The sequence below is a fragment of the Amycolatopsis sp. NPDC104863 genome, assembly GCF_055582965.1.
In genome coordinates, this window is the sequence record NZ_JBVJOW010000001.1 from 226,401 (window position 1) to 248,254 (window position 21,854).

22 protein-coding genes are annotated in these 21,854 nt (G+C 71.7%); 12 read left to right on the plus strand and 10 right to left on the minus strand.

Annotated features, from left to right (window positions below):
• Positions 1-843 carry a helix-turn-helix transcriptional regulator gene (locus tag ACZ63J_RS01050; protein ID WP_465400525.1) on the minus strand — a complete coding sequence of 281 codons (843 nt, stop codon included), beginning with the start codon at positions 841-843 and terminating at the stop codon, positions 1-3.
• Positions 844-976: 133 nt separating this feature from the next.
• Here ACZ63J_RS01050 and ACZ63J_RS01055 point away from each other — a divergent pair, with 133 nt between their 5' ends.
• Together ACZ63J_RS01055 and ACZ63J_RS01060 are read left to right on the plus strand one after the other, a co-directional pair.
• Positions 977-1,819, plus strand: a complete 843-nt coding sequence (locus ACZ63J_RS01055; protein ID WP_465400524.1) for an oxidoreductase — start codon at positions 977-979, stop codon at positions 1,817-1,819.
• 28 nt (positions 1,820-1,847) lie between these two features.
• Positions 1,848-2,855, plus strand: a complete 1,008-nt coding sequence (locus ACZ63J_RS01060; RefSeq protein WP_465400523.1) for an RNA polymerase subunit sigma-70 — start codon at positions 1,848-1,850, stop codon at positions 2,853-2,855.
• A gap of 15 nt (positions 2,856-2,870) precedes the next feature.
• Here ACZ63J_RS01060 and ACZ63J_RS01065 read toward each other — a convergent pair whose 3' ends face one another.
• Complete coding sequence (locus ACZ63J_RS01065; RefSeq protein WP_465439273.1) at positions 2,871-3,437, minus strand: dihydrofolate reductase family protein; 567 nt, start codon at positions 3,435-3,437, stop codon at positions 2,871-2,873.
• Positions 3,438-3,549: 112 nt separating this feature from the next.
• Positions 3,550-4,992 carry an FAD-dependent oxidoreductase gene (locus ACZ63J_RS01070; protein WP_465439275.1) on the minus strand — a complete coding sequence of 481 codons (1,443 nt, stop codon included), beginning with the start codon at positions 4,990-4,992 and terminating at the stop codon, positions 3,550-3,552.
• Between the two features lie 86 nt (positions 4,993-5,078).
• On the opposite strand from ACZ63J_RS01070, the gene ACZ63J_RS01075 reads away from it, so the two are divergent.
• Positions 5,079-5,687 (plus strand): TetR/AcrR family transcriptional regulator, encoded by a 609-nt coding sequence (locus ACZ63J_RS01075; RefSeq protein ID WP_465439277.1) that lies wholly within the window; start codon positions 5,079-5,081, stop codon positions 5,685-5,687.
• Here the strand turns inward: ACZ63J_RS01075 and ACZ63J_RS01080 are convergent.
• Both ACZ63J_RS01080 and ACZ63J_RS01085 read right to left on the minus strand, forming a co-directional pair.
• Positions 5,672-6,880: a fatty acid desaturase family protein gene (locus ACZ63J_RS01080; protein WP_465439279.1), complete on the minus strand. Its 1,209-nt coding sequence runs from the start codon at positions 6,878-6,880 to the stop codon at positions 5,672-5,674. The genes ACZ63J_RS01075 and ACZ63J_RS01080 overlap by 16 nt on opposite strands.
• A gap of 16 nt (positions 6,881-6,896) precedes the next feature.
• Entirely contained in the window at positions 6,897-7,994 is a 1,098-nt protein-coding gene (locus ACZ63J_RS01085; RefSeq protein WP_465439281.1) for a ferredoxin reductase, read from the minus strand.
• 207 nt (positions 7,995-8,201) lie between these two features.
• Here ACZ63J_RS01085 and ACZ63J_RS01090 point away from each other — a divergent pair, with 207 nt between their 5' ends.
• From ACZ63J_RS01090 to ACZ63J_RS01105, 4 genes are all read left to right on the plus strand, one after another.
• A complete protein-coding gene (locus ACZ63J_RS01090) occupies positions 8,202-9,311 on the plus strand; it encodes an alpha/beta hydrolase family protein (protein ID WP_465400517.1) in 1,110 nt (369 codons plus the stop codon).
• A 180-nt stretch (positions 9,312-9,491) separates the two neighbouring features.
• Positions 9,492-10,031 (plus strand): YbaB/EbfC family nucleoid-associated protein, encoded by a 540-nt coding sequence (locus tag ACZ63J_RS01095; RefSeq protein ID WP_465400516.1) that lies wholly within the window; start codon positions 9,492-9,494, stop codon positions 10,029-10,031.
• Between the two features lie 14 nt (positions 10,032-10,045).
• A complete protein-coding gene (locus ACZ63J_RS01100; RefSeq protein ID WP_465313352.1) occupies positions 10,046-10,381 on the plus strand; it encodes a hypothetical protein in 336 nt (111 codons plus the stop codon).
• Positions 10,378-11,727 (plus strand): hypothetical protein, encoded by a 1,350-nt coding sequence (locus ACZ63J_RS01105; protein WP_465400515.1) that lies wholly within the window; start codon positions 10,378-10,380, stop codon positions 11,725-11,727. Before ACZ63J_RS01100 ends, ACZ63J_RS01105 begins: the two co-directional genes overlap by 4 nt.
• Positions 11,728-11,778: 51 nt before the next feature.
• On the opposite strand, the gene ACZ63J_RS01110 is transcribed toward ACZ63J_RS01105, so the two are convergent.
• Positions 11,779-12,429, minus strand: a complete 651-nt coding sequence (locus tag ACZ63J_RS01110) for a DUF4230 domain-containing protein (protein ID WP_465334510.1) — start codon at positions 12,427-12,429, stop codon at positions 11,779-11,781.
• A 177-nt stretch (positions 12,430-12,606) separates the two neighbouring features.
• Between ACZ63J_RS01110 and ACZ63J_RS01115 the strand changes: the two genes are divergently transcribed.
• A complete protein-coding gene (locus ACZ63J_RS01115; RefSeq protein ID WP_465400514.1) occupies positions 12,607-13,560 on the plus strand; it encodes an NAD(+)/NADH kinase in 954 nt (317 codons plus the stop codon).
• A 9-nt stretch (positions 13,561-13,569) separates the two neighbouring features.
• The gene (locus ACZ63J_RS01120; RefSeq protein WP_465400513.1) at positions 13,570-14,142 is read left to right on the plus strand and encodes a hypothetical protein; all 573 of its coding nucleotides are present in this window, start codon (positions 13,570-13,572) and stop codon (positions 14,140-14,142) included.
• Positions 14,143-14,251: 109 nt separating this feature from the next.
• On the opposite strand, the gene ACZ63J_RS01125 is transcribed toward ACZ63J_RS01120, so the two are convergent.
• Together ACZ63J_RS01125 and ACZ63J_RS01130 are read right to left on the minus strand one after the other, a co-directional pair.
• Positions 14,252-15,007: an MBL fold metallo-hydrolase gene (locus ACZ63J_RS01125; RefSeq protein ID WP_465400512.1), complete on the minus strand. Its 756-nt coding sequence runs from the start codon at positions 15,005-15,007 to the stop codon at positions 14,252-14,254.
• 22 nt (positions 15,008-15,029) lie between these two features.
• Positions 15,030-15,809 carry an alpha/beta fold hydrolase gene (locus ACZ63J_RS01130; RefSeq protein WP_465400511.1) on the minus strand — a complete coding sequence of 260 codons (780 nt, stop codon included), beginning with the start codon at positions 15,807-15,809 and terminating at the stop codon, positions 15,030-15,032.
• A gap of 95 nt (positions 15,810-15,904) precedes the next feature.
• On the opposite strand from ACZ63J_RS01130, the gene ACZ63J_RS01135 reads away from it, so the two are divergent.
• Together ACZ63J_RS01135 and ACZ63J_RS01140 are read left to right on the plus strand one after the other, a co-directional pair.
• The gene (locus tag ACZ63J_RS01135; RefSeq protein ID WP_465400510.1) at positions 15,905-16,333 is read left to right on the plus strand and encodes a MarR family winged helix-turn-helix transcriptional regulator; all 429 of its coding nucleotides are present in this window, start codon (positions 15,905-15,907) and stop codon (positions 16,331-16,333) included.
• Positions 16,333-17,571, plus strand: coding sequence for an acetyl-CoA hydrolase/transferase family protein (locus tag ACZ63J_RS01140; protein WP_465400509.1), 1,239 nt, complete (start codon positions 16,333-16,335; stop codon positions 17,569-17,571). Before ACZ63J_RS01135 ends, ACZ63J_RS01140 begins: the two co-directional genes overlap by 1 nt.
• A 15-nt stretch (positions 17,572-17,586) precedes the next feature.
• Here ACZ63J_RS01140 and ACZ63J_RS01145 read toward each other — a convergent pair whose 3' ends face one another.
• Together ACZ63J_RS01145 and ACZ63J_RS01150 are read right to left on the minus strand one after the other, a co-directional pair.
• Positions 17,587-19,041: a sulfatase family protein gene (locus ACZ63J_RS01145; protein WP_465400508.1), complete on the minus strand. Its 1,455-nt coding sequence runs from the start codon at positions 19,039-19,041 to the stop codon at positions 17,587-17,589.
• A 35-nt stretch (positions 19,042-19,076) separates the two neighbouring features.
• Positions 19,077-20,681 carry a long-chain-fatty-acid--CoA ligase gene (locus tag ACZ63J_RS01150; protein WP_465400507.1) on the minus strand — a complete coding sequence of 535 codons (1,605 nt, stop codon included), beginning with the start codon at positions 20,679-20,681 and terminating at the stop codon, positions 19,077-19,079.
• 111 nt (positions 20,682-20,792) lie between these two features.
• Between ACZ63J_RS01150 and ACZ63J_RS01155 the strand changes: the two genes are divergently transcribed.
• Positions 20,793-21,731 (plus strand): beta-ketoacyl-ACP synthase III, encoded by a 939-nt coding sequence (locus tag ACZ63J_RS01155; protein WP_465400506.1) that lies wholly within the window; start codon positions 20,793-20,795, stop codon positions 21,729-21,731.
• Positions 21,732-21,854: the final 123 nt, after the last annotated feature.

Below are 21,854 nucleotides of genomic sequence, written 5' to 3' on the forward strand. Positions count from 1 at the left end.
TCAGCCCGGCGTGATCGCCTGGGTGCCCAGCACGGACAGCAGCGCGAGGCGCTCGGCGTCGTCGGTGCCCGGCTCGGCGGTGTAGACCATGATCCGCTGGTCGCTGCCCGCGACGGTGAGCATGTCGCAGTCCAGCAGGAGCGCCCCCACCTCGGGGTGGTCGACGGTCTTGCGCGCGCTCTCGTAGTGCTCGACCGCGCCCGAGTCCCAGAGCTCGCCGAACCGGTCGCTGTGCGCGCGCAGCTCGGCGACCAGCCGCCGCAGCTGCCGGTCGGCGGGGTACCGGCCCGCGGCGGACCGCAGGTCGGCGACCAGGCTGTGTTCCATCGCCCGCCGCGACTCCGGCGTGTGCCGGACCCGGGTGCCCGGGCCGACCAGGTTGCGCCACACGGCGTTGCGTTCGTGCGCGCGCCACCCGGTCGGGTCGCCCATCAGGGCCGCGTACGGCGGGTTGGCGACCAGCAGCGTCCAGCACGCGTCGAACACCGCGACGGGGGTGCCGGTCAGCCGGTCGAGCAGGCGCTGGACGCTCGGGGTGAGGTAGGCGGGCACCGTGTCCGGCCCGGGCGGGGCCAGCTCGGCCAGGTGGAACAGGTGCTCACGCTCGATGCGGGACAGCCGCAGGGCCCGGGCGAGGGTCTCGACGATCTGGACCGACGGGTGCGACGCCCGGCCCTGCTCGAGCCGCGTGACGTAGTCGACCGAGATCCCGGCCAGCAGGGCCAGCTCCTCCCGCCGCAGCCCGGCCGCGCGCCGCTGCCCGCCGGCCGGCAGGCCCACGGCGTCCGGCGAAACCCGGTCCCGCCAGCGCCGCACCGCCTGCCCGAACTCGGTGTCCACCATGCCGTCCAGTGTGCCCCGCACGGACGGGCGCTGCCTGGTACCGCCGGTCCCAGGAAGGCGGGACGGCTGGCAGTCGCCGTCGCCCGGCGCGAACGTGGGTCGGGCAAGCGGAAACCGACACCGAGGAGTCCTCATGACACTCACCGCCGCCCCCGTCTGGTTCATCACCGGGTGTTCCACCGGCCTCGGCCGCGCCCTCGCGACGCACGTCCTGGACCGCGGCTGGCGCGCCGCCGTCACCGCCCGCGACCCGGAGACGGTCGCCGACCTCGTCGCCCGCCACGGCGACCGGGCGGTGGCGCTGCCCCTCGACGTCACGGATCCCGCGCAGGTCGCCGAAGCGGTCAAGCGGGCCGAAGCGGCGTTCGGCCGGATCGACGTCCTGGTCAACAACGCCGGGTACGGCTACCTGGCCGCCGTCGAGGAAGGGGACGACGCCGAGGTGCGCGCGCTGTTCGACACCAACGTCTTCGGGCTCGCCGAGGTGACCAAGGCCGTGCTGCCGGGCATGCGCGCCCGGCGGTCCGGGCACGTGGTCAACATCTCTTCGCTCGGCGGCCTGGCCGGGTTCGGCGCGACCGGTTACTACCACGCGACGAAGTTCGCCGTGGAAGGCTTGTCCGAGTCCCTGGCCGCCGAAGTCGCGCCGCTGGGCATCGGAGTGACCATTGTGGAGCCCGGCGCCTTCCGCACGAACTGGTCCGGACCGTCGATGAAGCAGTCGCCGAACCACATCGACGACTACGCCGAGACGGCCGGCCAACGCCGTGCGGCGACGCTGGCCACCTACGGCAGTCAGCCCGGTGACCCGGCCCGCGCCGCCGAAGCGATCGTCACGGTGCTGGAAGCCGACGAGCCGCCGTTGCGCCTGCTCCTCGGCACGGCCGCGCTGAAGGTGGCCCGCGGCAAGCTGGACGCCCTCCAGCGCGACTTCACCCGTTGGGAAGACCTGAGCAAGAGCACGGAACTGGGCTAGTCCGGGTGCCGGTGGAAGGATGCGGTCCATGACCGACGCCAGACCGCCGGGTGCCGACGAGGCCACGTTCATCGCGGCCGCTCGTTCCGGCGACACGGCGGGCTTCGCGCTGGTCACCGAGCGCCACCGGCGTGAGCTGCAGGTGCACTGCTACCGGATGCTCGCCAACTACGACGACGCCCAGGACGTCACACAGGAGACGTTCCTGCGGGCGTGGCACAAGCGGGAGTCGTTCAAGGGTGACGCCGCGCTGCGGACCTGGCTGTACCGGATCGCGACGAACGCCTGCCTCGACTTCCTGGAGAAGCGCGACGACCGGACCCCGGTGCCGGCCGGGCTGTCGGAACCCGGCTCCGAGCTGCTGTACCTGCAGCCGTACCCCGACCGGATGCTCCCCGAGGACCCGCAGGAGTCGGTGGTGGCGCGGGAGACGATCGAGCTCGCGTTCATCGTCGCCGTCCAGCACCTGCCGCCGCGGCAGCGGGCGGTGCTCGTGCTGCGTGACGTCCTCGGCTGGCCGGCGCCGAAGGCGGCCGACGCGCTCGAGCTGACCGTCGCGTCGGTGACCAGCGCGCTGCAGCGGGCACGGGTGACGATGCGCGAGCAGCTGCCGGGCCGCCGCCTCGACTGGCGGAGCCCGGCGACGCACGAGCTGTCGGACGACGAGCGCGGCGTGGTGAAGTCCTACATCGACGCCCACGAGCGCAACGACCTCGACGCGTTGATGTCCCTGCTGCGCGCCGACCTGCGCTTCGCGATGCTGCCCGATCCGGGCACCGTGGTCAGAGGGGCCAAGGACGCGGCGGACGGCTGGGTCTCGGGCGGGCTCTTCCAGCCCGGCCACGACGACTGGCGCGGGGTCATCACGACGGTCAACCGCATGCCGGCGGCCGGGCTGTACGTCCGCACCGCCGGCGACGCGGAGTACCGCCTGCTGAACATCGCGGTCCTGCACATCGCCGACGGGCAGATCGCCGAGCTCACCGGGTTCGACGCCACGGACAAGCCGTGGCTGGGCCTGCCCCCGACCTTGTGATTGGGGGCAGGGCGCTCATCGCCTCGTCTCGTACCGGGTCAGCACCGCGCCGCCGGGAAAGGCCCGCGTTTCGACGAGGTTCAGGTTCACCCAGCTGTCCAGCGCGGTGAAGAACGGCGTGCCGCCGCCGACCAGGACCGGATGGGTGACGATCGTGTACTCGTCGACGAGCCCGGCGCGCAGGGCAGCCCCGGCGAGCGTCGCACCGCCGACGCTCATCGGGCCGCCGTCCTCGGCCTTGAGCCGGGTGATCTCGGCGACCGCGTCACCGGTGACCAGGCGGGTGTTCCAGTCGACCTTGTCGACGGTCGAGGAGAACACGACCTTCGGCGTGTCCCGCCAGTTGCGCGCGAACGCGATCTCCGCCGGGGTGGCGCCGGGCTGCTGGTCGCCGGTCGGCCAGTAGGAGCTCATCGCCTCCCACAGCTTGCGCCCGTAGAGGGAGACGTCGATCGCCAGTTCCTGCTCGAGCCAGAACCGGAAGAGCTCCTCGCTCGGCTGCCCGCTCCACCCAATGTCGTCTCCGGGCGCGGCGATGTAGCCGTCGACGGTCACGTTCATCCCGAAGATCAGTTTCCGCATGTTGCCAGCCTCTCGTGAGTGGGTCTCGTAGGTACAGACGAGCGCGGCGCGGAAACCTAATCGGTCCTCGGTGGGGCTGCCGGTGCCAGGTTCGAGCCTGCCGCGGTGCGAGTCAGCCGACCGCGGCGAGGTAGTCCGTCACCGCCGAGGCATCACCGGCGTCCGAGATCAGCCCGACGTAACCGTCGGGCCGGATCAGCACAAGACTTCGCTCCGTCGCACCGTACGCAGCCGCCAGCTGCCCCTCGGTGTCGGTGACTTCACCAGGCCCGGAAGGCGTGCCGACGACACGCACGGTCTTCACCTCGACCGCCGCCGCGGAGCCGAAGTCCACCAGGGTGAAGTGCCCGCCGCGGGTCAGCTCGAACAGCCGCCGGTCGCCCTCCGCCGTCCGCAAGCCTGTCGCGTCCGGAGCGCGGTCCCCGGCGCGGAGTGAGGCCGTCTCCTCACGGTCGTCGCGAGCCAACGCCGAGCCCCGGTAACCGAGGGAAAGCTGCATGGTCTCCGCGTCGCGGCGGAGCGGGATTCCCTTCTCCTCGATGGCCTGCGCCAGCCGCGCGTTCGACAGCGCGAGCACACCCTCCGCGATCGGCCGGCGCTCGGCGCCGTAACTGTCGAGCAGGGCGGGTGTGCCCCTCGCGAGCTTCCAGGCGAGGTTGTGCGCGTCCTGGATGCCGGTGTTCATCCCCTGGCCGCCGGCGGGGGAGTGGATGTGCGCCGCGTCGCCCGCGAGGAACACCCGGCCTTCGCGGTAACGGTCGGCCAGGCGGATGTTGGCCCGCCACAACGACTTCCACTCCGGGCTGTGCAGCCGGAGGTCGGTGCGGCCGGTGCGGCGCTCGAGGATCGCCTGCAGGTTCGCGAGGCCGAGCTCCGGATCCTGGCCCGGCGCGAGGACGGCCTGGTACTGGAAGACGCCGGTCGAGGGCAACGGACACAGGCCGACCATGCCTTCCTCGTGCTGCCACAGGTGCCACACGTCGCGGTCGAGGCCGTCGACCGCGAGGTCGGCGACGATCATCCGCACCTCCTCGCGGGTCTCACCCTCGAAACCGATCCCGGCCTGTTTGCGGACGACGCTGTGGCCGCCGTCGCAGCCGACCAGCCAGCGTGCGGTGATGGTTCCCGTCGAGACCGTCGCCGTCACGGAGTCGTCCGACTGCTCGAAGCCGATGAGCTCGGTGCCGAACTCGACCTTCCCGCCGAGCTCCTCCAGCCGCAGCCGGAGTGCCTCTTCGACCCGCCATTCGGGCGTGATCAGGCTGGCCCGGTAAGGGACGCCGGGCCGCGACGGCTCGGCGCCGGTCAGCGTCACCCGGCCGTCGGGCGCGGTCGACCGCATCGGCATCGCCGGCCGGCCGTTCGCGAGCACGCGGTCGACGACCCCCAGGTCCTCGAACACCTCCAGCGTCCGCGGCTGGACACCCTTGCCGCGCGAGCCGGGCTGCGGGCCGGGCGCGGCCTCGACCAGCCGGAACGGGACACCGAGCCGGGCGAGCTCGCACGCCAGCGTCAGCCCGGTGGGCCCGGCGCCGGCGATCAGGACCTCGGTCATCATGCACTCCCGTCAAGAAAGGAATCACTTTCTAACGACGGTAGCCGCGGTTGCGGAGAAAGGCAAACCTTTCTATCGTGCCGAGGATGGTCACCGAACCCGCCCGCCGCCGCCGGCACGGCAAGCAGCTCGAGGCGGAGCTGCTGGCCGCCGGCTGGGAAGAGCTGGTCGAGGCCGGGTACGCCCGCCTGACGATGGAGTCGGTGGCCGTGCGCGCCCGCACCAGCGAGCCGGTCCTCTACCGCCGCTGGGCCAACAAGGACGAAGTGGTGCTCGCCTCGATCGAGCACCACCGGAGCACGCACCCGGTCGAGGTCGCCGACACCGGCTCACTGCGCGGCGACCTGCTCACCCAGCTGACGGCGTTGAGTGACGCCTTGGCCGGCTTCTTCGCCGTCGCCGCGGCCGCCGCCTTCTCCGGACTGCTGGCCGACACCGGTCTCACGCCCGCCCAGGCCCGCGACAAAGTCCTGGCCCAGGACCGGCTTCCCCCGCTGCGCGCCCTCTACCGGCGGGCCCACGACCGCGGCGAGCTCGACCTCGGCCGTGTTCCGGCGGCGGTCCTCGCCATGCCGTTCGACCTCGTGCGCCACGACCTGCTGATGAACCTCGAACCGCTGAAGCCCGCGCGGATCCGCTCGATCGTCGACGAGCTCTTCCTGCCCCTGGTGCGGGACGCTCAGCCGCCTTCGTAAGGGCCGGGCTTCGGCCGCGGCCGCCCGCCCGGGAACGCCAGCCGCAGGATCGTGCGGTGCACCGTGCCGAGCTGCCGGGACAGCGGCCCGGTGTTGTACGGGAGGCCGTAGCGGCGGCAGATGTCCCGCACCTGCGGCGCGATCTCGGCGTAGCGGCTGCTGGGCATGTCCGGGAACAGGTGGTGTTCGACCTGGTAGCCGAGGTTTCCGCTCAGCAGGTGGAACAACGGCGACCCGGTGATGTTCGCCGCGCCGACGAGCTGCCGGACGTACCAGCCGCCGCGGGTTTCGTCGCGCACCTCGTCCTGGCTGAACGTGTAGGTCTGGTCGGGGAAGTGGCCGCAGAAGATGATCGAGTGCGCCCAGAGGTTGCGGATGATGTTCGCGGTGAAGTTCGCCCGGAACGTCGCGGCGAACGTGCCGCCGCCTTCCGTGCGGGCGGCGTCGAGCTCGCCCCGCGGCGCGCCCTTCCGGAGCCGGCCCACGGCGAGCGCGGCGAGCGCGCTGACGAGCGGCCAGCCGACGTAGTCCTTGAGGACCTGGTCGCGGGCCTTGCCGGAGATGCCCTTGAGGTCGTGCCAGACGTCCTTCATCGGCTTCTCGCCGGCGCGGATGGCTTCGACGTCCAGGTCGTGCACCGCGACGCCCCACTCGAAGAACGCCATCAGCAGCAGGTTGTACAGCGGCTGCGCCAGGTACGCCGGGTGCCACTTCTGGTGCGGGTCGATGCGCATGATCTCGTAGCCGAGATCCTTGTCCTTGCCGCGGATGTTCGTGTACGTGTGGTGGATGTAGTTGTGCGAATGCTTCCACGCCGTCGCGGTCGAAGCCGTGTCCCAGTCCCAAGTGGACGAATGGATGTCCGGGTCGTTCATCCAGTCCCACTGGCCGTGCAGCACGTTGTGCCCGATCTCCATGTTCTCCAGGATCTTCGCGACGGCCAGGCAGCCGGTGCCCGCCGTCCAGGCCGCCTTGGACCGGGAGCCGAGCAGCAGCGCCCGGCCGGCCACCGCGATCTGCCGGTGCAGCCGGATGACGCCCTTGATGTACCGGCGGTCGCGGTCACCGAGGTCGGCGCGCACCCGGTCGTGGATGGCGTCGAACTCGCGGGCGAGCTCGGCCAGCTGGTCCGCGCTCAGGTGGGCGAACGGGTGTGCGCTCTTCGGGGGCGGCGTTGTCGTCGTCGAGGACATGGGTTCCCTTCTCCGCTCAGAGTTCGACCGTGACCCGGCCTTCGGCGCCGTGCACGCAGGTGCGCACGATCTCGTTGTGCTTCTCGCTGACGGCGTTGGTGCGCAGGTCGCGGATCCGGCCCTCCCGGATCGGCAGCACGCAGGTGTGGCAGACCCCGACCCGGCAGCCGAACGGCATCTCGACTCCCGCGTTCTCGCCCGCGACGAGGATCGGGGTGCCGGGCGGGCAGTCCGCGTCGAGGTTCCGGTGCGCGAACCGCACGGTGCCGCCCGTCCCGTCGGCGGTTTCGCCGCCGACGATCGGCTGGAACCGCTCGTGGTGGAGCCGGTCGACGTCGCCGTGGCTCTTCCAGTGCGCCTGCAGGGAATCCAGGAGCTCGCCGGGCCCGCAGCCGTAGGTTTCCCGCTCGCGCCAGTCCGGGCACAGCGTGTCGAGCTCGGCGGGGGAGAACCGGCCGTCCAGGCTGGTGATGCGCAATTCGAGCCGGAAGCCGTCGTGCCGGTTCTCCAGCGCGGCCAGCTCTTCGCCGAAGGTGACCCCGTCGGCGTCCCGCGCCGAGTGCACGTGGACGACGTCCCGCAGGCCAGGGCCCGGGTCGAGGTGCCGCAGCATGCTCATGACCGGCGTGATGCCGCTGCCCGCGGTGACGAACAGCAGCCCGCGGTCGAGGCGCTCCGGCAGGGTGAAGGAGCCTTCGACCTCACCGAGCCGCACGACCTCGCCGGGGTGCGCCCGCTCGACCAGGTACGGCGAGACGACACCGCCGTCGACCTTCTTGGGGGTGACGGAGATGAGCCCGTCCGCGCGGTCCGGGCTCGACGTCAGCGAGTACGCGCGCCAGTGGTGGACGCCGTTGATGACCACGCCGAGCCGCACGTACTGCCCGGGCTCGTGCCCGACCCAGTCGAACCCGGGGCGGATCAGCACGGTCGCCGCGCCGCCGCGTTCGGGCCGGACGTGCTCGATCCGCCCGCGCAGCTCCCGGGTCGACCACAGGGGGTTGATCAGTTCCAGGTAGTCGTCCGGCCGCAACGGCGTGAACAGCCAGCGCAGCGCGCGCAGGGCCCGCCGCCGCAGCGGCGACGCCGGCGGCCGCATCCCCACTTCGGCCATCAGGCGTCACCCCGTCCGGGACGGGTGGTCACGACCTCAGTGTGCACCATGCTTGTTGAGTGTACATGCGTGCACTCAATCCGCAGTGCGAGTCAGCGGGCGGGTGGGCCGGCCGTGCACCTGCTTGCACCAGTGAGCCGCGCGCGACGACCTGCGAAGCTTCCCGCTGGGGGCGTTCGCTGCCACAGGCCGGCGAAGGAGAGAATCGTGCTCGGTCTCGGCATCGTCACCGCTTTGACCCTGGCCGCGGCGCCCGCCGTCGCGGTCCCGGTGCTCCACCTGCCCGAGCCGACCGGTCGCCATGCGGTCGGAAGTGCGTTCCTGTACCTGAAGGACACCACGCGCCCGGACCCGTGGGTGCCCTCGGTGCCCTACCGGGAACTGATGGTCTCGCTCTTCTACCCGGCAGTCCCTTCGAACGGGCCGAAGACGCAGTACGTGACCCCGGCGGAGTCGGCCGCGCTGCTCGCGACCAGCGGTCTCACCGGCCCGCCCGACCTGTTCGCGACCACCCGGACGAACTCCGTGGCCGGCGCGCGGCCCGCCGGTCGCCCGCGCGGCCTGCCGTTGATCGTCCTTTCCCCGGGCTACACCAAACCGCGGGCCACCCTGACCGCGCTGGCCGAAGACCTGGCCAGCCACGGCGACGTCGTCGCGCTGGTCGGTCACACCTACGAAGACGTCGCCACCGGCTTCCCCGACGGCCGCCTCGTCGGGTGCGTCTCCTGCGGCGGCGAGCGGCCCGAAGGGTTCGAAGAGAAGCAGATGCGCAGCCGCGCCGCCGACGTGTCGTTCGTCCTGGACGCGCTGACCGGACCACAGCCGCGGTGGCGTGGCGCCGGCCTCATCGACCCGGCGCGGATCGGCATGGCGGGGCACTCGGTCGGCGGCGCGGCCACGATCGCCGCGATGGCCGCCGACCCGCGGATCAAGGCCGGGATCAACATCGACGGCGCGACGGCGGTTCCGCTGCCCGCACCGGGGTTGTCCCGGCCGTTCCTGTTCGTCAGCCATCAGCTCGACCCCGCGACCCGGTGCGCGCCGCTGCGCGCGGACTGGGAGCGGGACTGGGCCCGGATGACCGGCCCGAAACGCTGGGTCGAGGTCGCGGGCACGGTGCACCCGTCGTTCACCGACGTCGCGCTGTTCGCCGACCAGCTCGGCGTCGGCCTCCCCGCAACCACCACCGCGGAACGCGCCCAGGCCATCACCCGGGCCTACGTCGGGGCGTTCTTCGACCGGCACCTGCGCGGAAAGCCGTCGCCGCTGCCGGACCGGCCGTCGGCGCGGTACCCGGAGGTCGCGATCTGTCACTGAGGCGGCCGGTCGCGGCCTTCGGGAGCCGCCGGTGTTTTGTCCGGTATCGCCGGCCGTTCCCGAGGAAAACCACGCCGATCCACGCCCCGTTCAGCCGGCGGCTCTGTGCGTGTCATCTCGAGTTAGAACGGCGCTGATTGACTTCTCAGCACTCCAGATCTTTCTCGCGACGAGGACAAATTGACACAGTCAGTGCCCCCCGGCGGCGGTGACGGCGACCCGCTGGCCGCGTTCAACGCCGAGCTCGAGCAGATTCAGGCCAAGGCCGCGGCGGCCCAGGAACGACTCCAGTCCGCCGTCGCCACCGTGCAGGCGCCGGACGGGGCGGTCCAGGTGACCGTCGGCCCGAGCGGGGTCCTGCAGGACCTCCGGTTCGGCCCCCGCGCGTACGAGCGGTCCCCGCAAGCCCTGTCCGGCCTGGTGATGCAGCTGATCGGCCGCGCGCAGCAGAAGGTCTCGGCCCAGGTCGCCGACGCGTTCGACGGCATGGTCGGCGAGAGCTCCGCGGCGCGCGAGCTGCTGTCGGAGTTCCTGCCGGCGCCCGAGCCGGACGAGGGAACACCGCCGGACGCCAACGCCAAGTTCATGCCGGAGGGCGGCGACCGCCCGCCCCCGCCCGCGCGCCCGCAGCCGCCGAGCCCACCGCAACCGCAGCGTGGTCAGCCGCGCCGCCGTCCCCGGCCCGAGCCGGAGGACGACGGCGAGAGCAACCCCTGGTAGGAGGAGGAGAACCAGTGGTTTCCGGAGACGGTTTCACGGTCGACCCGAACGAGCTGCAGAAGTTCAGCCAGTTCCTGTCGGGCACCACACAGCCGGCGGTGCAGGAGGCCGCGAACCGGATGCAGGCGGCGAACGGGTTCGACAACGCCGCGTTCGGCATCCTGCTCGCGCAGGTGCTCGCCGTGCCCTCGCGCATCACCATGGGTGTGATCGCCGGGGAGATCGGCAAGCTCGTCGGGGACATCGGCAAGTCCGCCGACGACGTCAAGAAGGCCGCCGACACGTACGCGACCCACGACTCGAACACCGCCAAGGGTTTGAGCACCTTCGAGACGGAGCTGGGCAAGTGACCGTTCCCATCACGGCATCGAACTCGACGACCGGCGCCGGCGTCTTCGACAGCTGGAAGCAGGTCGGCGACTCGATCGGCAAGGTCCAGACCGAACACGGTGGTGACCTCGCGGCCGTCAGCGTCGAGCTCGGCATCAACGTCATCAGCGCCGTGCTCGACACCGTCGCGTTCGCCATGGACCCCCTGGCCAAGCTGATCGCGGCCGGGCTGGGCTGGCTGATCGAGCACGTCTCGTTCCTGAAGTGGCCGCTGGACCAGGTCGCGGGCAACCCGGCCGAGGTCACGAAGGTCGCCAACGAGCTGCACAAGATCGGCGAGTCGCTGCGCCACACCGGCACCGAGCTCGACGAGACCCTCAAGGCGACGATCACGCAGTGGCAGGGCAAGGGCTACGACAGCTTCCTGAAGTCGATCAACGACCGGAAGGGCTGGATCGACGCCAACGCCAAGGCGGCCGACGTCGCCGGCTACATGGTCGAGACCACCGGGGCCCTGATCGGCGCGGTCCGCTCGCTGCTGCGCGACATCATCACGACCATCCTCGGCGACATCATCTCCACGATGCTGATCGCCCTCGCGCTCGCGATCCCGACGTTCGGCGCGTCGATCGCGGTCGGCGTGACCAAGTGCGTCGCGACGGTCTCGGTGCAGGTCGCGGCGATGATGGCGAAGCTCGCCAAGGTCATCTCCTACGCCGGTCGCACGCTGGCCCGGCTCACCGGGCTGTCGAAGCTGGTCAAGGGGAAGCCGGGCTCCTCCGGCGCGGGTCACGAGATGACGCCGATGCCGCCGCCGGGCACCGCGATCACCCACAACGGCCCGCCGACCACCGGCGGCGCGACGCCCAGCACCCGGCCCCCGGGTGACGGCACGACCCCGAACTTCTCGCGGCCGCTGCCGCCGCCGGGCACCGCGGTCACGCACGACGGCCCCCCGGCCACCGGCGGCGGCACGCCGAGCACCCGGCCGCCGGGTGACGGCACCACGCCGAACTTCTCGCGGCCGCTGCCGAAGCCGCCGGAGCCCCCCAAGCCGACGCCGCCGAAGTCGCACCTGAGCGACCACGACGTCTCGACGATCAAGAAGCACGAGGACTGGCTGAAGACGAAGTTCGGCGACAGCTACAAGAAGATGAAGTTCGTCGACGACTGGCTGAAGGCCAAGCACCCGGACTACTACCCGATGCTGAAGTCCCTCTCCGACGCCAAGAGCTCGAAGAACTTCGTCGGCTGGGCGGGCAAGGACATCGTCCAGGTCGACCGCGGGCTCACCGACATCCAGATGCAGGCCGAGGCGGCGTGGGCCGAAGAGGACAAGAAGGAACAGCAGCAACAGCCGCACTAGCACCGCGCGGCCGGTCCGGTGGGCGGCGCCCGCCGGACCGGCGACGCGGGGTCAGCCGCTGGGGTTCTCGGCGTAGTTCACCGTGATGTTCTTGAACCCGAGGGACTGCAGCAGCCCGGTGAGCATCGTCTTCGTGTTCCGCTCGGCGTCGGCCACCAGCGTGCTCTTCGCGGCCGCGCCCTGGATCTGCTTCTGGGCGAGCTCGTACAGCGCCTGCTGGGAGTTCGGGTTCCCGCTGAGGAAGTCGTTGATCTTGGTGAACAGGCCCTGCCGCTCCGCGTACACGTGCGACTGGTGGACGTCCAGGGTGGCCGGCTCCAGCTGCGCGTGGCCCAGGGTGACCGTGGCGGACTGGCGGTCGTCGGAAACCTTGACCGCGTCACCCTTCAGCTTGGAGAAGTCGACAAAGGCGTTGTCCGTGCCGACGCCGATGAACAGCGTGTCGCTGCCCACCAGGAAGCTGGGCAGGACCGAGCTGGTCGAGATGTCGACAACCACCTGGAACGAACCGCTCGCCGCCTCGTAGCGGGAGAGCTCCACGATCGACTGCAGCAGCACCGGTCCTGAGTGCTCCTCGGTCTTCTCGGCGAACGGGTTGCGCAGCTGGGGCAACAGGTGCACGGCCGAGGCGACGAGTGCCGCCGCCGCCAGGACCACCACCGCCACAGCCAGAACGACGAGCCGCTTGCCCCAAGTTCCCATACCGGGAGGAATACCCACGCCGCCGCCGGGCTAAGCGGCTCCGTAGGCGGGCGGCCGGTTGCGCCGGACGGCCTAACGCCGGGAAACCCGTTGGCCTGCGGCGAAAGTCGTCCACAGAGGACGCCCGTGCGGGTGGGCGGGGGAGCGCTCCGGGCTCCGACCGGCCAGAATGGCCGCATGGGAGACTTCGGGATCGGCCGCGTCGGGGTGGTGGCGCACCCGCGGAAGCCGGTGCGGGATTCGGTCGAGGTGCTGGTCTCGTTCGCCGAACGGCACGGGGTCGGGCTGCTGGCGCGGGAAACCGACGCCGCGCAGGTCGGAGCCGGCGTGCCGGTGGTGTCCGACGCCGAGTTCGCGGCCGGGGTGGACGCCGTGGTCAGCCTCGGCGGGGACGGCACGATGCTCGGCGCGATGCGGCTGGCCGTCGAGCGGCCGGTGCCGGTGCTCGGGGTGAACTACGGCAACGTCGGCTTCCTCGTCGAGATCACGCCCCCGGAGCTCGCCGGGGCGCTGGAGCGGGTGCACGCCGGGGACTTCGAAGTCGAGCCGCACAGCTGCATCGTGCTGGCGGAAGGGGACGCGACGGCGGTCGCGTTCAACGACGTGGTCGTCGGCGGGGCCACGCCCGGCGCGACGGTCGAGGTCGACCTGCTCGTCGACGGGGCCCAGTTCGGCTACTACCGCTGCGACGCGCTGATCCTGAGCACCCCGACCGGCTCCACGGCGTACAACTACGCGGCCGGCGGGCCGGTGATCTCCCCGGCGGCCGAGGTGCTCGCGGTGACCCCGGTCGCGTCGATGTCCGGGGTCAGCCGTTCGATCGTGCTGCCCGCCCGCGACGTCGTCACGCTGCGCGGGGTGGCCCGCAGCGCCGCGCCGATGCTGCGCGTCGACGGGAACGCGTGGCGGCCGCTCGAAGCCGCCACCCCGCTGACGGCGACGCTGCGCCCGGACGCGGCCCAGGTGGTGCGCCTGGACCCCGGCCGGCACGCGCAGCGCAGCCGCGTCAAGCTCAGCCTGCTCGACCTGCCGCTGCGGCCCGAGCAGATGGCCGAGCTCCTGCCCACGGACATGCGTGAGGACCTCGCCCGCCTGCGCGAACGCCGTCAGCTACCGGAACGCCGGGGTTAGGGTCACCGGGTGGTCAAGTCACGCAGTGTCCTTTTCGCCGTGCCGGGGCTCCTGCTCGCGGCTTTCGGCGCGGTCCACCCCGGGGTGCTCGACGCGGCCACCGCGCCCTGGTGGATGACGCTGCACGTCATCCTGCTCCCGGTCTTCCCGCTCCTGGCGGTGGCGCAATGGGTCCTGCTGGCTCCGGCGCCCCGGTGGCTCCGGTGGCCCGGCCGCCTGGCGGCGTACGGGTACGCGGCGTTCTACGGCGCGCTCGACGCGGTCGCGGGCATCGCGGCGGGCACGGTGGTCCACGCCCAGCACGGCGCGACCCCGGTCGTCGGCGCCCTGTTCGAGATCGGCGACCTGCTCGGTCTCATCGGGGCGGGGTGTTTTCTCGTCGCCAATGGGTTCGTCGTGGCCGCGGTCGTCGTGCGCGCGGGGTGGTGGGCGGCGGTGCCGGGTGGCGTTGTTCTCCTGGTCGCGAGTGTGTCCTTTCTCGACAGTCACATCTTCTGGCCGCGGGGCGTGCTCACGATGATCGGTGTGGCGCTGGGGATGTCCTTGTCGGCGCTGGCCGGGTCGACCGCAAGGGATCTGTAACTGTGCTGCGCCAACTTCCCGAAGAACCGCGCGACATGCCCGGTGACCAGATGACCGCGAAACGCGTCAACACCGGTGTCGGGGATCTCCGGGGTGAACCGACCCTCACTCACGGGACCGTCACCACGGTTCCGGGCAACACCAGCCGCACCTTGATCTCCGGGGCGAGGCGGGCCACCGCGTCCGCGTAGTGGCGTGGGTCCTGGTCCGCCTTCGTGAGCATCCGGTCGCCCAGCCGTCCACTGTGGAACGCGTAGTGGTGCGGCACCGCCAGCGCCGGCTTCAGCGCGGCCGTCAAACCCGCTGCTTCCTCGGCGTCCATGACCACCTGACGCAGGTCCAGCGGCCGGACGCACAGGCCGTTGGTGGGCAGGATGGCCAGGTCGACCGGCCCGAACCGGTCGGGGATCGTGTCCAGCTCGGGCACCCGCAGCGAGTCGCCGCCGAAGAAGACCGTGCGGTCGTGGGCCTGGATGACGAACGTGACCTCGTGGACGCCGTGCTTGCCCGGCGCCGCCGTCACGGTCAGGTCGCCGACCGTCGTGGCCTCCCACGCTTCGATGGCGCGGACGTCGCGAAAGCCCTTGTCCCGTGCGATGGCCGCGACCGTGCCCGGCCCGACCAGGGGCGTGCCGAGGTCGAAGCCGCCGGCGACGAGCGCGTCGAGGTCGCAGTGGTCGTAGTGCTCGTGGCTGACCACGACCGCGTCGACAGCACCGAGGGATTCGACACTCGAGGCCACCGGCTCGCCCTGGTGGTAGGTGGCGGTCTCGGTGAACCACGGGTCGGTCAGGACGCGGATCCCGCCGACGTCGATCAGCTGGCAGGCGTGCCCGATCCGGGTCACGCTCAAGGGAGTGCTCACGGGGTTCTCCTTCGGGAAAGGATCAGAGGTCGAGCAGCGCGCCGAGCAGCTCTTCGGGTGTCTCCACCTGCGGCAGGTGGCCGGTGCGGGGCAGCAGCGTGAACTTCGCCAGCGGGATGGCGTCGGCGAAGGCCCGGCCGTACCCCGGGCCGGCGATGCCGTCGCTTTCGCCCCACAGCACGTGGACCGGGATGTCGATGTCGCCGAGCCGCTTGGCGAGCGTCGGGTCGGCCATCGCCGGTCCGGTGTAGCCGATCAGCGCGCGCACGTCCGGGCTCGGGCCGGTGCCCCCACCCGGCGGGACCGGCGCCTTGCTCGGGTCGTGGAAGGAGAACGCCCGGAGCTCGGCCGGGGAAAGGCCGCTGACGTCGGTGATCGGCTGGCCCTCGACCTCGATGCCGATGCCGTCGACGAGGACCGCGCCGCTCACCCGCGGGCTCTTCCGCAGGGCGATTTCGGCGGCCAGCCAGCCGCCGAAGGAGTTGCCGAGCACGGTCACGTCGGTGAGGTCGAGCCGCTCCAGCAGGTCGACGTACACCCCGGCCAGGTCGGCGACGCTGTTCAGGCCGTCCGGCTTCGGGGTGCCGCCGAACCCGGGGTGGGTGGGCAGCAGCACGCGGGAGTGGGTGCGCTCGGCGAGCAGGTCGGCGAAGCCGGCCATCGTCGCGACGCCGCCACCGCCGTGCAGGAGCAGGAACGGGCGGGTGCGGTCGCGGTCCTGGACGGTCACCTCGACCGGGCCGAGGGTGTGGGTTTCGGTGCGGGTGGGCCGGAGCGAGCCGGCGGCGGGGAGGGTCGTCATGGTTCCTTCTCGGGATCGGCGGGGACTTACCTAAGGAACCTTATATAAGCTTCTTTAGATAAGCAACCTGTCTTCGATGAGCTAGGCTGGGCCGCATGAAGTACCGCCCTGGTGACGTCGGCCTGGCCGTCAAACGCCTGCAGTACCGCCACCACCGCGCGCTGAGCCGGGCGCTCGCGCCGCTGGGGCTTTCGCTCGTGCAGTGGGACACGCTGCGGCACCTGCACCGCGAGCCCGACGCGTCCCTGCACGAGCTGGCGGTGCTGACCTTCCAGACCGACCAGTCCTTCGGCTCGCTGGCCACCCGGATGGCCGACCGCGGGCTGATCGAGCGGGTCCCGGGGCCGGGCCGGGCCGTGCGGCACCGGCTCACCGGCGAAGGCGCGCGGCTGCGTGCCGAAGGGCAGTCGCTGGTGGACGACGTCATCGAGTCCTCGTTCCGGAACCTGTCCCCGGCCCAGATCGACCAGCTGGGTGAGCTGCTCGACCACGCCCTCGGCGACGACCCCGCCGCGGGGTGGTGATGCGCGTCCTGTCGGAGGCGCAGCTGGGCGCCGTGCTGGCCGGGGTGCCGGCCCGGCGGCCCCGGGTGGTCGTCAGCGGGAACTTCGCCACTCCCCGGCGGGCGCTCGCCGTCCTGGACGCGGCGCTGGCCGAATACCGCCTGTTCGCGCTGAACGCGCAGACCGGGATGCCCGACCGCGACGGCGTCCTGCTGGAAACGCCGTTCGTCGGCCCGGGCATGCGCGGCCGCGCCGGGCTCCGGTACTTCCCGGCCCGGCTGTCGCTCGTCCCGCAGCTGCTCAAGGAGTCACTGCCGCCGGACGTCGTCGTGGTGCACACGTCGCCGCCCGTGGACGGCGTGGTCTCCCTGGGCACGGAGGTGAACATCCTGCCCGCGGCAGTCGAAGCGGCCCGGGCGCGGGGCGGTCTGGTCGTCGCGCAGGTCAACGCGCAGATGCCCTTCACCCACGGCGACGGCCTGCTGCCGGTCGAAGAGATCGACTACGCGCTGGAGGCCGACGAGCCGCTGCCGTCGCCCGAGCCGCGGTTCCTCGGCGACACGGCCCGCACGATCGGCGCGCGGGTGGCCGAGCTGGTCACCGACGGCGCGACGCTGCAGCTGGGGATCGGCGGCATCCCGGACGCGACGCTGGCCGCGGTCACCGGCCGCCGCGGGCTCGCGGTGTGGTCGGAGATGTTCAGCGACGGTGTGCTCACCCTCGACCGGGCCGGCGCGCTCGACCCGGCGGTGCCGGTGACGGCGTCGTTCGTGTTCGGCAGCGCCGAGCTCTACCGGTGGGTGGACCGCAATCCCCGGGTCCGCCTGCTGCGCACGGAGAAGACCAACGACCCGGCCGTGATCGCCCGGCAGCGCGGCCTGGTTTCGGTGAACAGCGCGCTGGAGGTCGACCTGTTCGCCCAGGCCAACGCGAGCCGGGTGCGCGGGGAGATCTACTCGGGTTTCGGCGGGCAGACCGACTTCGTGGTGGGAGCCCTGCACTCACCCGGCGGCCGGGCGGTCATCGCGCTGCCGTCGTGGCACCCGAAGGCGGACGTCTCGACCGTGGTGCCGCGGCTGGCGGGGCCGGTCACGTCGTTCCAGCACAGCTTCATCGTCAGCGAGCACGGCGTCGCGGCGGTGTGGGGGCACGACGCGGGTGAGCAGGCTCAGCAGATCGTCGACCACGTCGCGCATCCCGACGCGCGGGAGGAGCTTCGGGCGCGGGGCGGAGAACTCGGTTTCACGCTCCGGAAGTGACCGCGGACCAGGTCCTCAGTGCCGGCAAGAAGCCGTCCCGTGGCAGGAGATCATGGCCTGCAGGGTGTCGTGCAGCTTCTTCGCGGTGTCCGGGGGCAGCTCGGCCGCGGTGTTGTGCAGCTGCAGCGGGTCCTTCGTGCGGTCGTAGTACTCCTTCGCGCCGTCGGTGTACTCGACGTAGGTGTAGGTCGCGCTGCGGATCGCCTCGTACGTGACGGGGTTGCCGCTGTTCTTCTTCGGTTTGTCCGGGTCGGCCCGGTCGAAGTCCGGGCCGTGGTGCTCGACCAGCCCGACCTCGCGCCACGCCGGCGGAGTCGCGCCGCTCAGCAGCGGCACCAGGTTCTCGCCGTCCACCTCCGGCGGCGTCCGGGCGCCGGCCAGCGCTTCGAACGTCGGGCGCAGGTCGATGTTCTCCACCGGCTGGTTCACGGTCGCGCCGGCCTTGACGCCGGGCCCGGTGACCACCAGCGGCACGTGGACGTCGGTGTCGAAGGCCGTCTGCTTGCCGGGGGTGAGCCGGTATTCGCCCATGTGGAAGCCGTTGTCGGAGGTGAACACGATGTCGGTGTTCCCGCGCACGCCCGCCTTGTCGAGCGCCTCCTGCACGGTGCCGAGCATCTTGTCCACCGACTGCACGGCCTGCGCGCGCTTGCGGAAGTCCCGGTCGATGGTCTTCTTTTCCTTGTCCGTCAACGGGGTGCGGGAGGCGAGCCACGGCGGCGCGGCCGAGGGCAGGGTGTCGAACGCCGGTCCGCGCGGCGCGGTGAGGCCGGGGAACGCGTCGGCGTCGCGGGGCGCAGGGGTGAACGGGCCGTGCGGGGCGAACGTCGCGAGCTCGATCGCGAACGGCGTGTGCGCGGCCGCCGAGCTGGTGACGAACTGCGCGGCCTTGCCGGCCATCACGTCGACCAGGTAGTCCTGGGGCGTCTTCCCGTAGTGCTTCACGGTGCCGTTTTCGTTGAGGTCGTAGTCGAACTCGCCGTAGCCGTTCCCGGCGACGTCCCATTCGCTCCAGCCCGGGGGCACCCCGTCGGCCTTCGGGTCGTAGCCGTTGAGGTACTTGCCCAGCATCGCGGTGCGGTAGCCGGCCTGCTGCAACGACGTCGCGTATGTCGACTTGTCGTCGCCGCGGCCGTGGAACGCGCCGTAGCCGCCGTCCGCGCCGCCGTTGGTGAACACGCCCGTGTTGTGCGGCAGCATGCCGGTGAACAGCGACGAGCGCGACGGGCAGCACAGCGAGTCGGTCACCGTGTAGTTGGCGAACGTGGTGCCGGTCTTGGCCATGTCCTGCACGTGAGGCAGGTACGGCAGCAGGTTCGTCGAGAGGTCGTCGGTGAGGACGAGGACGATGTTCGGCTTGCCGCCCGCGGCCTGCGGGGACGCCGGGGCGTCCGCCGTGCAGGCGACGGCGGTCGAGGCGACGGCCACAGCCAGGGCCGAGGTCAGGAGCAGACGGGCGCGAGAGGACATGCCCCGCACGCTAGGGCCGGCACGACAGAGCCCGATCAGCGTTGTGTTCGGGTTCGGTAATGGACGTCCGGGCCCGGCCGGTGCCAGACGGGATCGGCGCCCTCGAGTCCCTGCGCGGCGAGGGTGCGCTTGAGGACCTTGTACGTCGCGGTGCGCGGCAGGGCCTCGGTGATCCGGACGTAGCGGGGGAGCTGCTTGGGGCCGAGATCGGGCTGCTCGGCGAGGAACGCCGCGAAACCGGCCGGGTCGAGCGTCGCCCCGGCCCGGGGCACCACGGCGGCCATCACCTGGTCGCCCACGGCCGGGTCGGGCACCCCGTACACGGCGACCTCGGCGACGTCCGGGTGGCGGGTGAGGATCCGCTCGATCGGCGCGGTGCCGAGGTTCTCGCCGTCGACGCGCAGCCAGTCGCCGGTGCGGCCGGCGAAGTAGCAGTAGCCGTCCTGGTCGACGTAGCCGAGGTCGCCGCTGTGGTACCAGCCGTTGCGCAGCCGCGACGCGTTCGCTTGCTCGTCGCCGTAGTAACCGGCGAACCAGCCCGCTCCGGCGGTGTTCACCAGCTCGCCGACGGCCTCCCGGGCGTTGCTCAACCGGCCGTCCGGGCCGAACTCGGCCGGGGGACAGGGTTTTCCGGTGTCCGGGTCGAGCACCACGGTGCCGTCGGTGAGCTTGCCGAGCGCGCCCGGCGGGGTGTCCGCGCCCCGGGCGATCGACACGCCGCCTTCGGTCGAGCCGAAGCCGTCGACGACCCGGCAGCCGAACCGTTCGGCGAACCGGGTCAGGTCCGCTTCGGCGCCCTCGTTGCCGTAGACGAAGCGCAGGGGGTTGTCCGCGTCGTCGGCGTGTGGCGGGGTGGCGAGCACGTAGGACAGCGGGCGGCCGACGTAGTTGGCGTAGGTGGCGCCGAACGCGCGCACGTCGGGCAGGAAGCCGGACGCGGAGAACCGGCGGCGCAGGGCGAGCGTCGCGCCGGCGGCGAGGCCGACCGACCAGCCGGCCATGATCGCGTTGGAGTGGAACATCGGCATCGCGAGGTAGACAGTGTCCGATGTGGACAGTCCAAACCGGTCCGCGAGCATCCGGCCGGGGAAGGCGATCTTCCCGTGGGTGCAGCGGACGGCTTTGGGGTCGCCGCTGGTGCCGGAGGTGAAGATCAGCATCAGCAGGTCGTCCGGTGTGGCCGGCACGGGCGCGAGCGGCGCGTCCGCGTGCGCGGCGACGAGGTCGTGCCAGGTGGGGAAGTGCAGGTCGAGGACCCGCTCGGGGCCGAGGCCGAGCTCCAGGCCGGCCAGCAGGCCCGCGTGCCGGGGCTCGGTGAGGACGAGCTGGCAGTCGGCCAGCCGGACGTCCCGGGCCAGTGCCGTCCCGCGCCGGGTCGGGTTCAGCCCGACCAGGACCGCGCCGGTGAGCGCCGCCCCGCCGAGGGCGAAGGAGAACTCCGGCAGGTTGTCGGTCAGAACGCCGATGTGGAACGGGACTCCGGGCCGCCGCAACGCCGTGAAGGCCGCCGCGTAGGTAGCCGAGGTCTGGACGTGGGCGCGCCAGGACCAGGTTTCGTCTTCGAACCGCAGACCGGGGTGATCGTCGGCCGCCCGGGCCAGCAGCAGGTCGGTGACGGTCGACGGGTCGGCTCCGGCCATGGCACGAGAATACGGAGTCGGGACCTCCGGTGCGGGATGGATTCCTGAGGGTGTCGTTTAGATTCCGAACGATCGGTTGCTATATTGGCGGCCGACCCCGAGGAGGGACAGATGCCCGGCTCCCGTTTGACCGCGCTCGGCCACCACCAGCCCGGCCGTGTGCTGACCAACGCCGACCTGGAAGACCTGGTCGACACCTCCGACGAGTGGATCCGCCGCCGCACCGGCATCGTCACGCGGCACATCGCGGACGGCTCGGTGACCGACCTGGCTACCGAGGCTGCGGCGAAGGCGCTGGCCGCGGCCGGTCTGGAGCCGGGCGAGATCGGCATGGTCGTCGTCGCCACGTGCAGCGCGATCGACCGCTGCCCGTCGATCGCCGCCCAGGTCGCGGGTCGGCTGGGCATTCCCGCCCCGGTCTGCTTCGACCTCAACAACGGCTGCGCCGGCTTCTGCACCGCGCTGGCCACGGCCGACCACGCCGTCCAGGCCGGCGCCGCGCGGCACGCGCTGGTCATCGGCGCGGAGAAGATGTCGGACGTCACCGACTGGACCGACCGCGGCACGTGCGTCCTGCTCGGCGACGGAGCGGGCGCGGCGGTCCTGAGTGCGGCCGAGACCGCGACGGTGGGCCCGGTCGTCTGGGGCTCCGACCCGGCGCGCGGACACCTGGTCCGGCTCGTGGACGAGTGGCAGCCGTCCTTCGCTCAGGACGGCCAGTCGGTGTTCCGCTGGGCGACGCAGGAACTGCCCGCCGTCGCGGCGGAAGCCTGCCGCCGCGCGGGCATCGCGACGACGGATCTTGCGGGAGTCGTCACCCATCAGGCCAACCTGCGGATCATCGAGGTGCTGACCAGCCGTCTCGAGCTACGCGACGACGTAGTGATCGGGCGAGACGTCGTCGATTCGGGGAACACCTCGGCGGCGTCCGTTCCGCTCGCACTGTCCAAAATGGTGTCTCGTGGGGAGTTGCCGTCCGGGGAACCGGTGCTGTTGTTCGCTTTCGGCGGTGGGCTGTCCTGGGCAGGTCAGGTGGTGACGTGCCCGTGAAGTTCTACGACTAGGTAGAAGTTCTACACGAAGGTAGATTAAGCTCGTGTCCGCGACCGGCTCGCCGCCGGCGCGGGACCGGGCATTTGTCCGAAACGGGCGAGTGGTGTCACGGTCCATCGT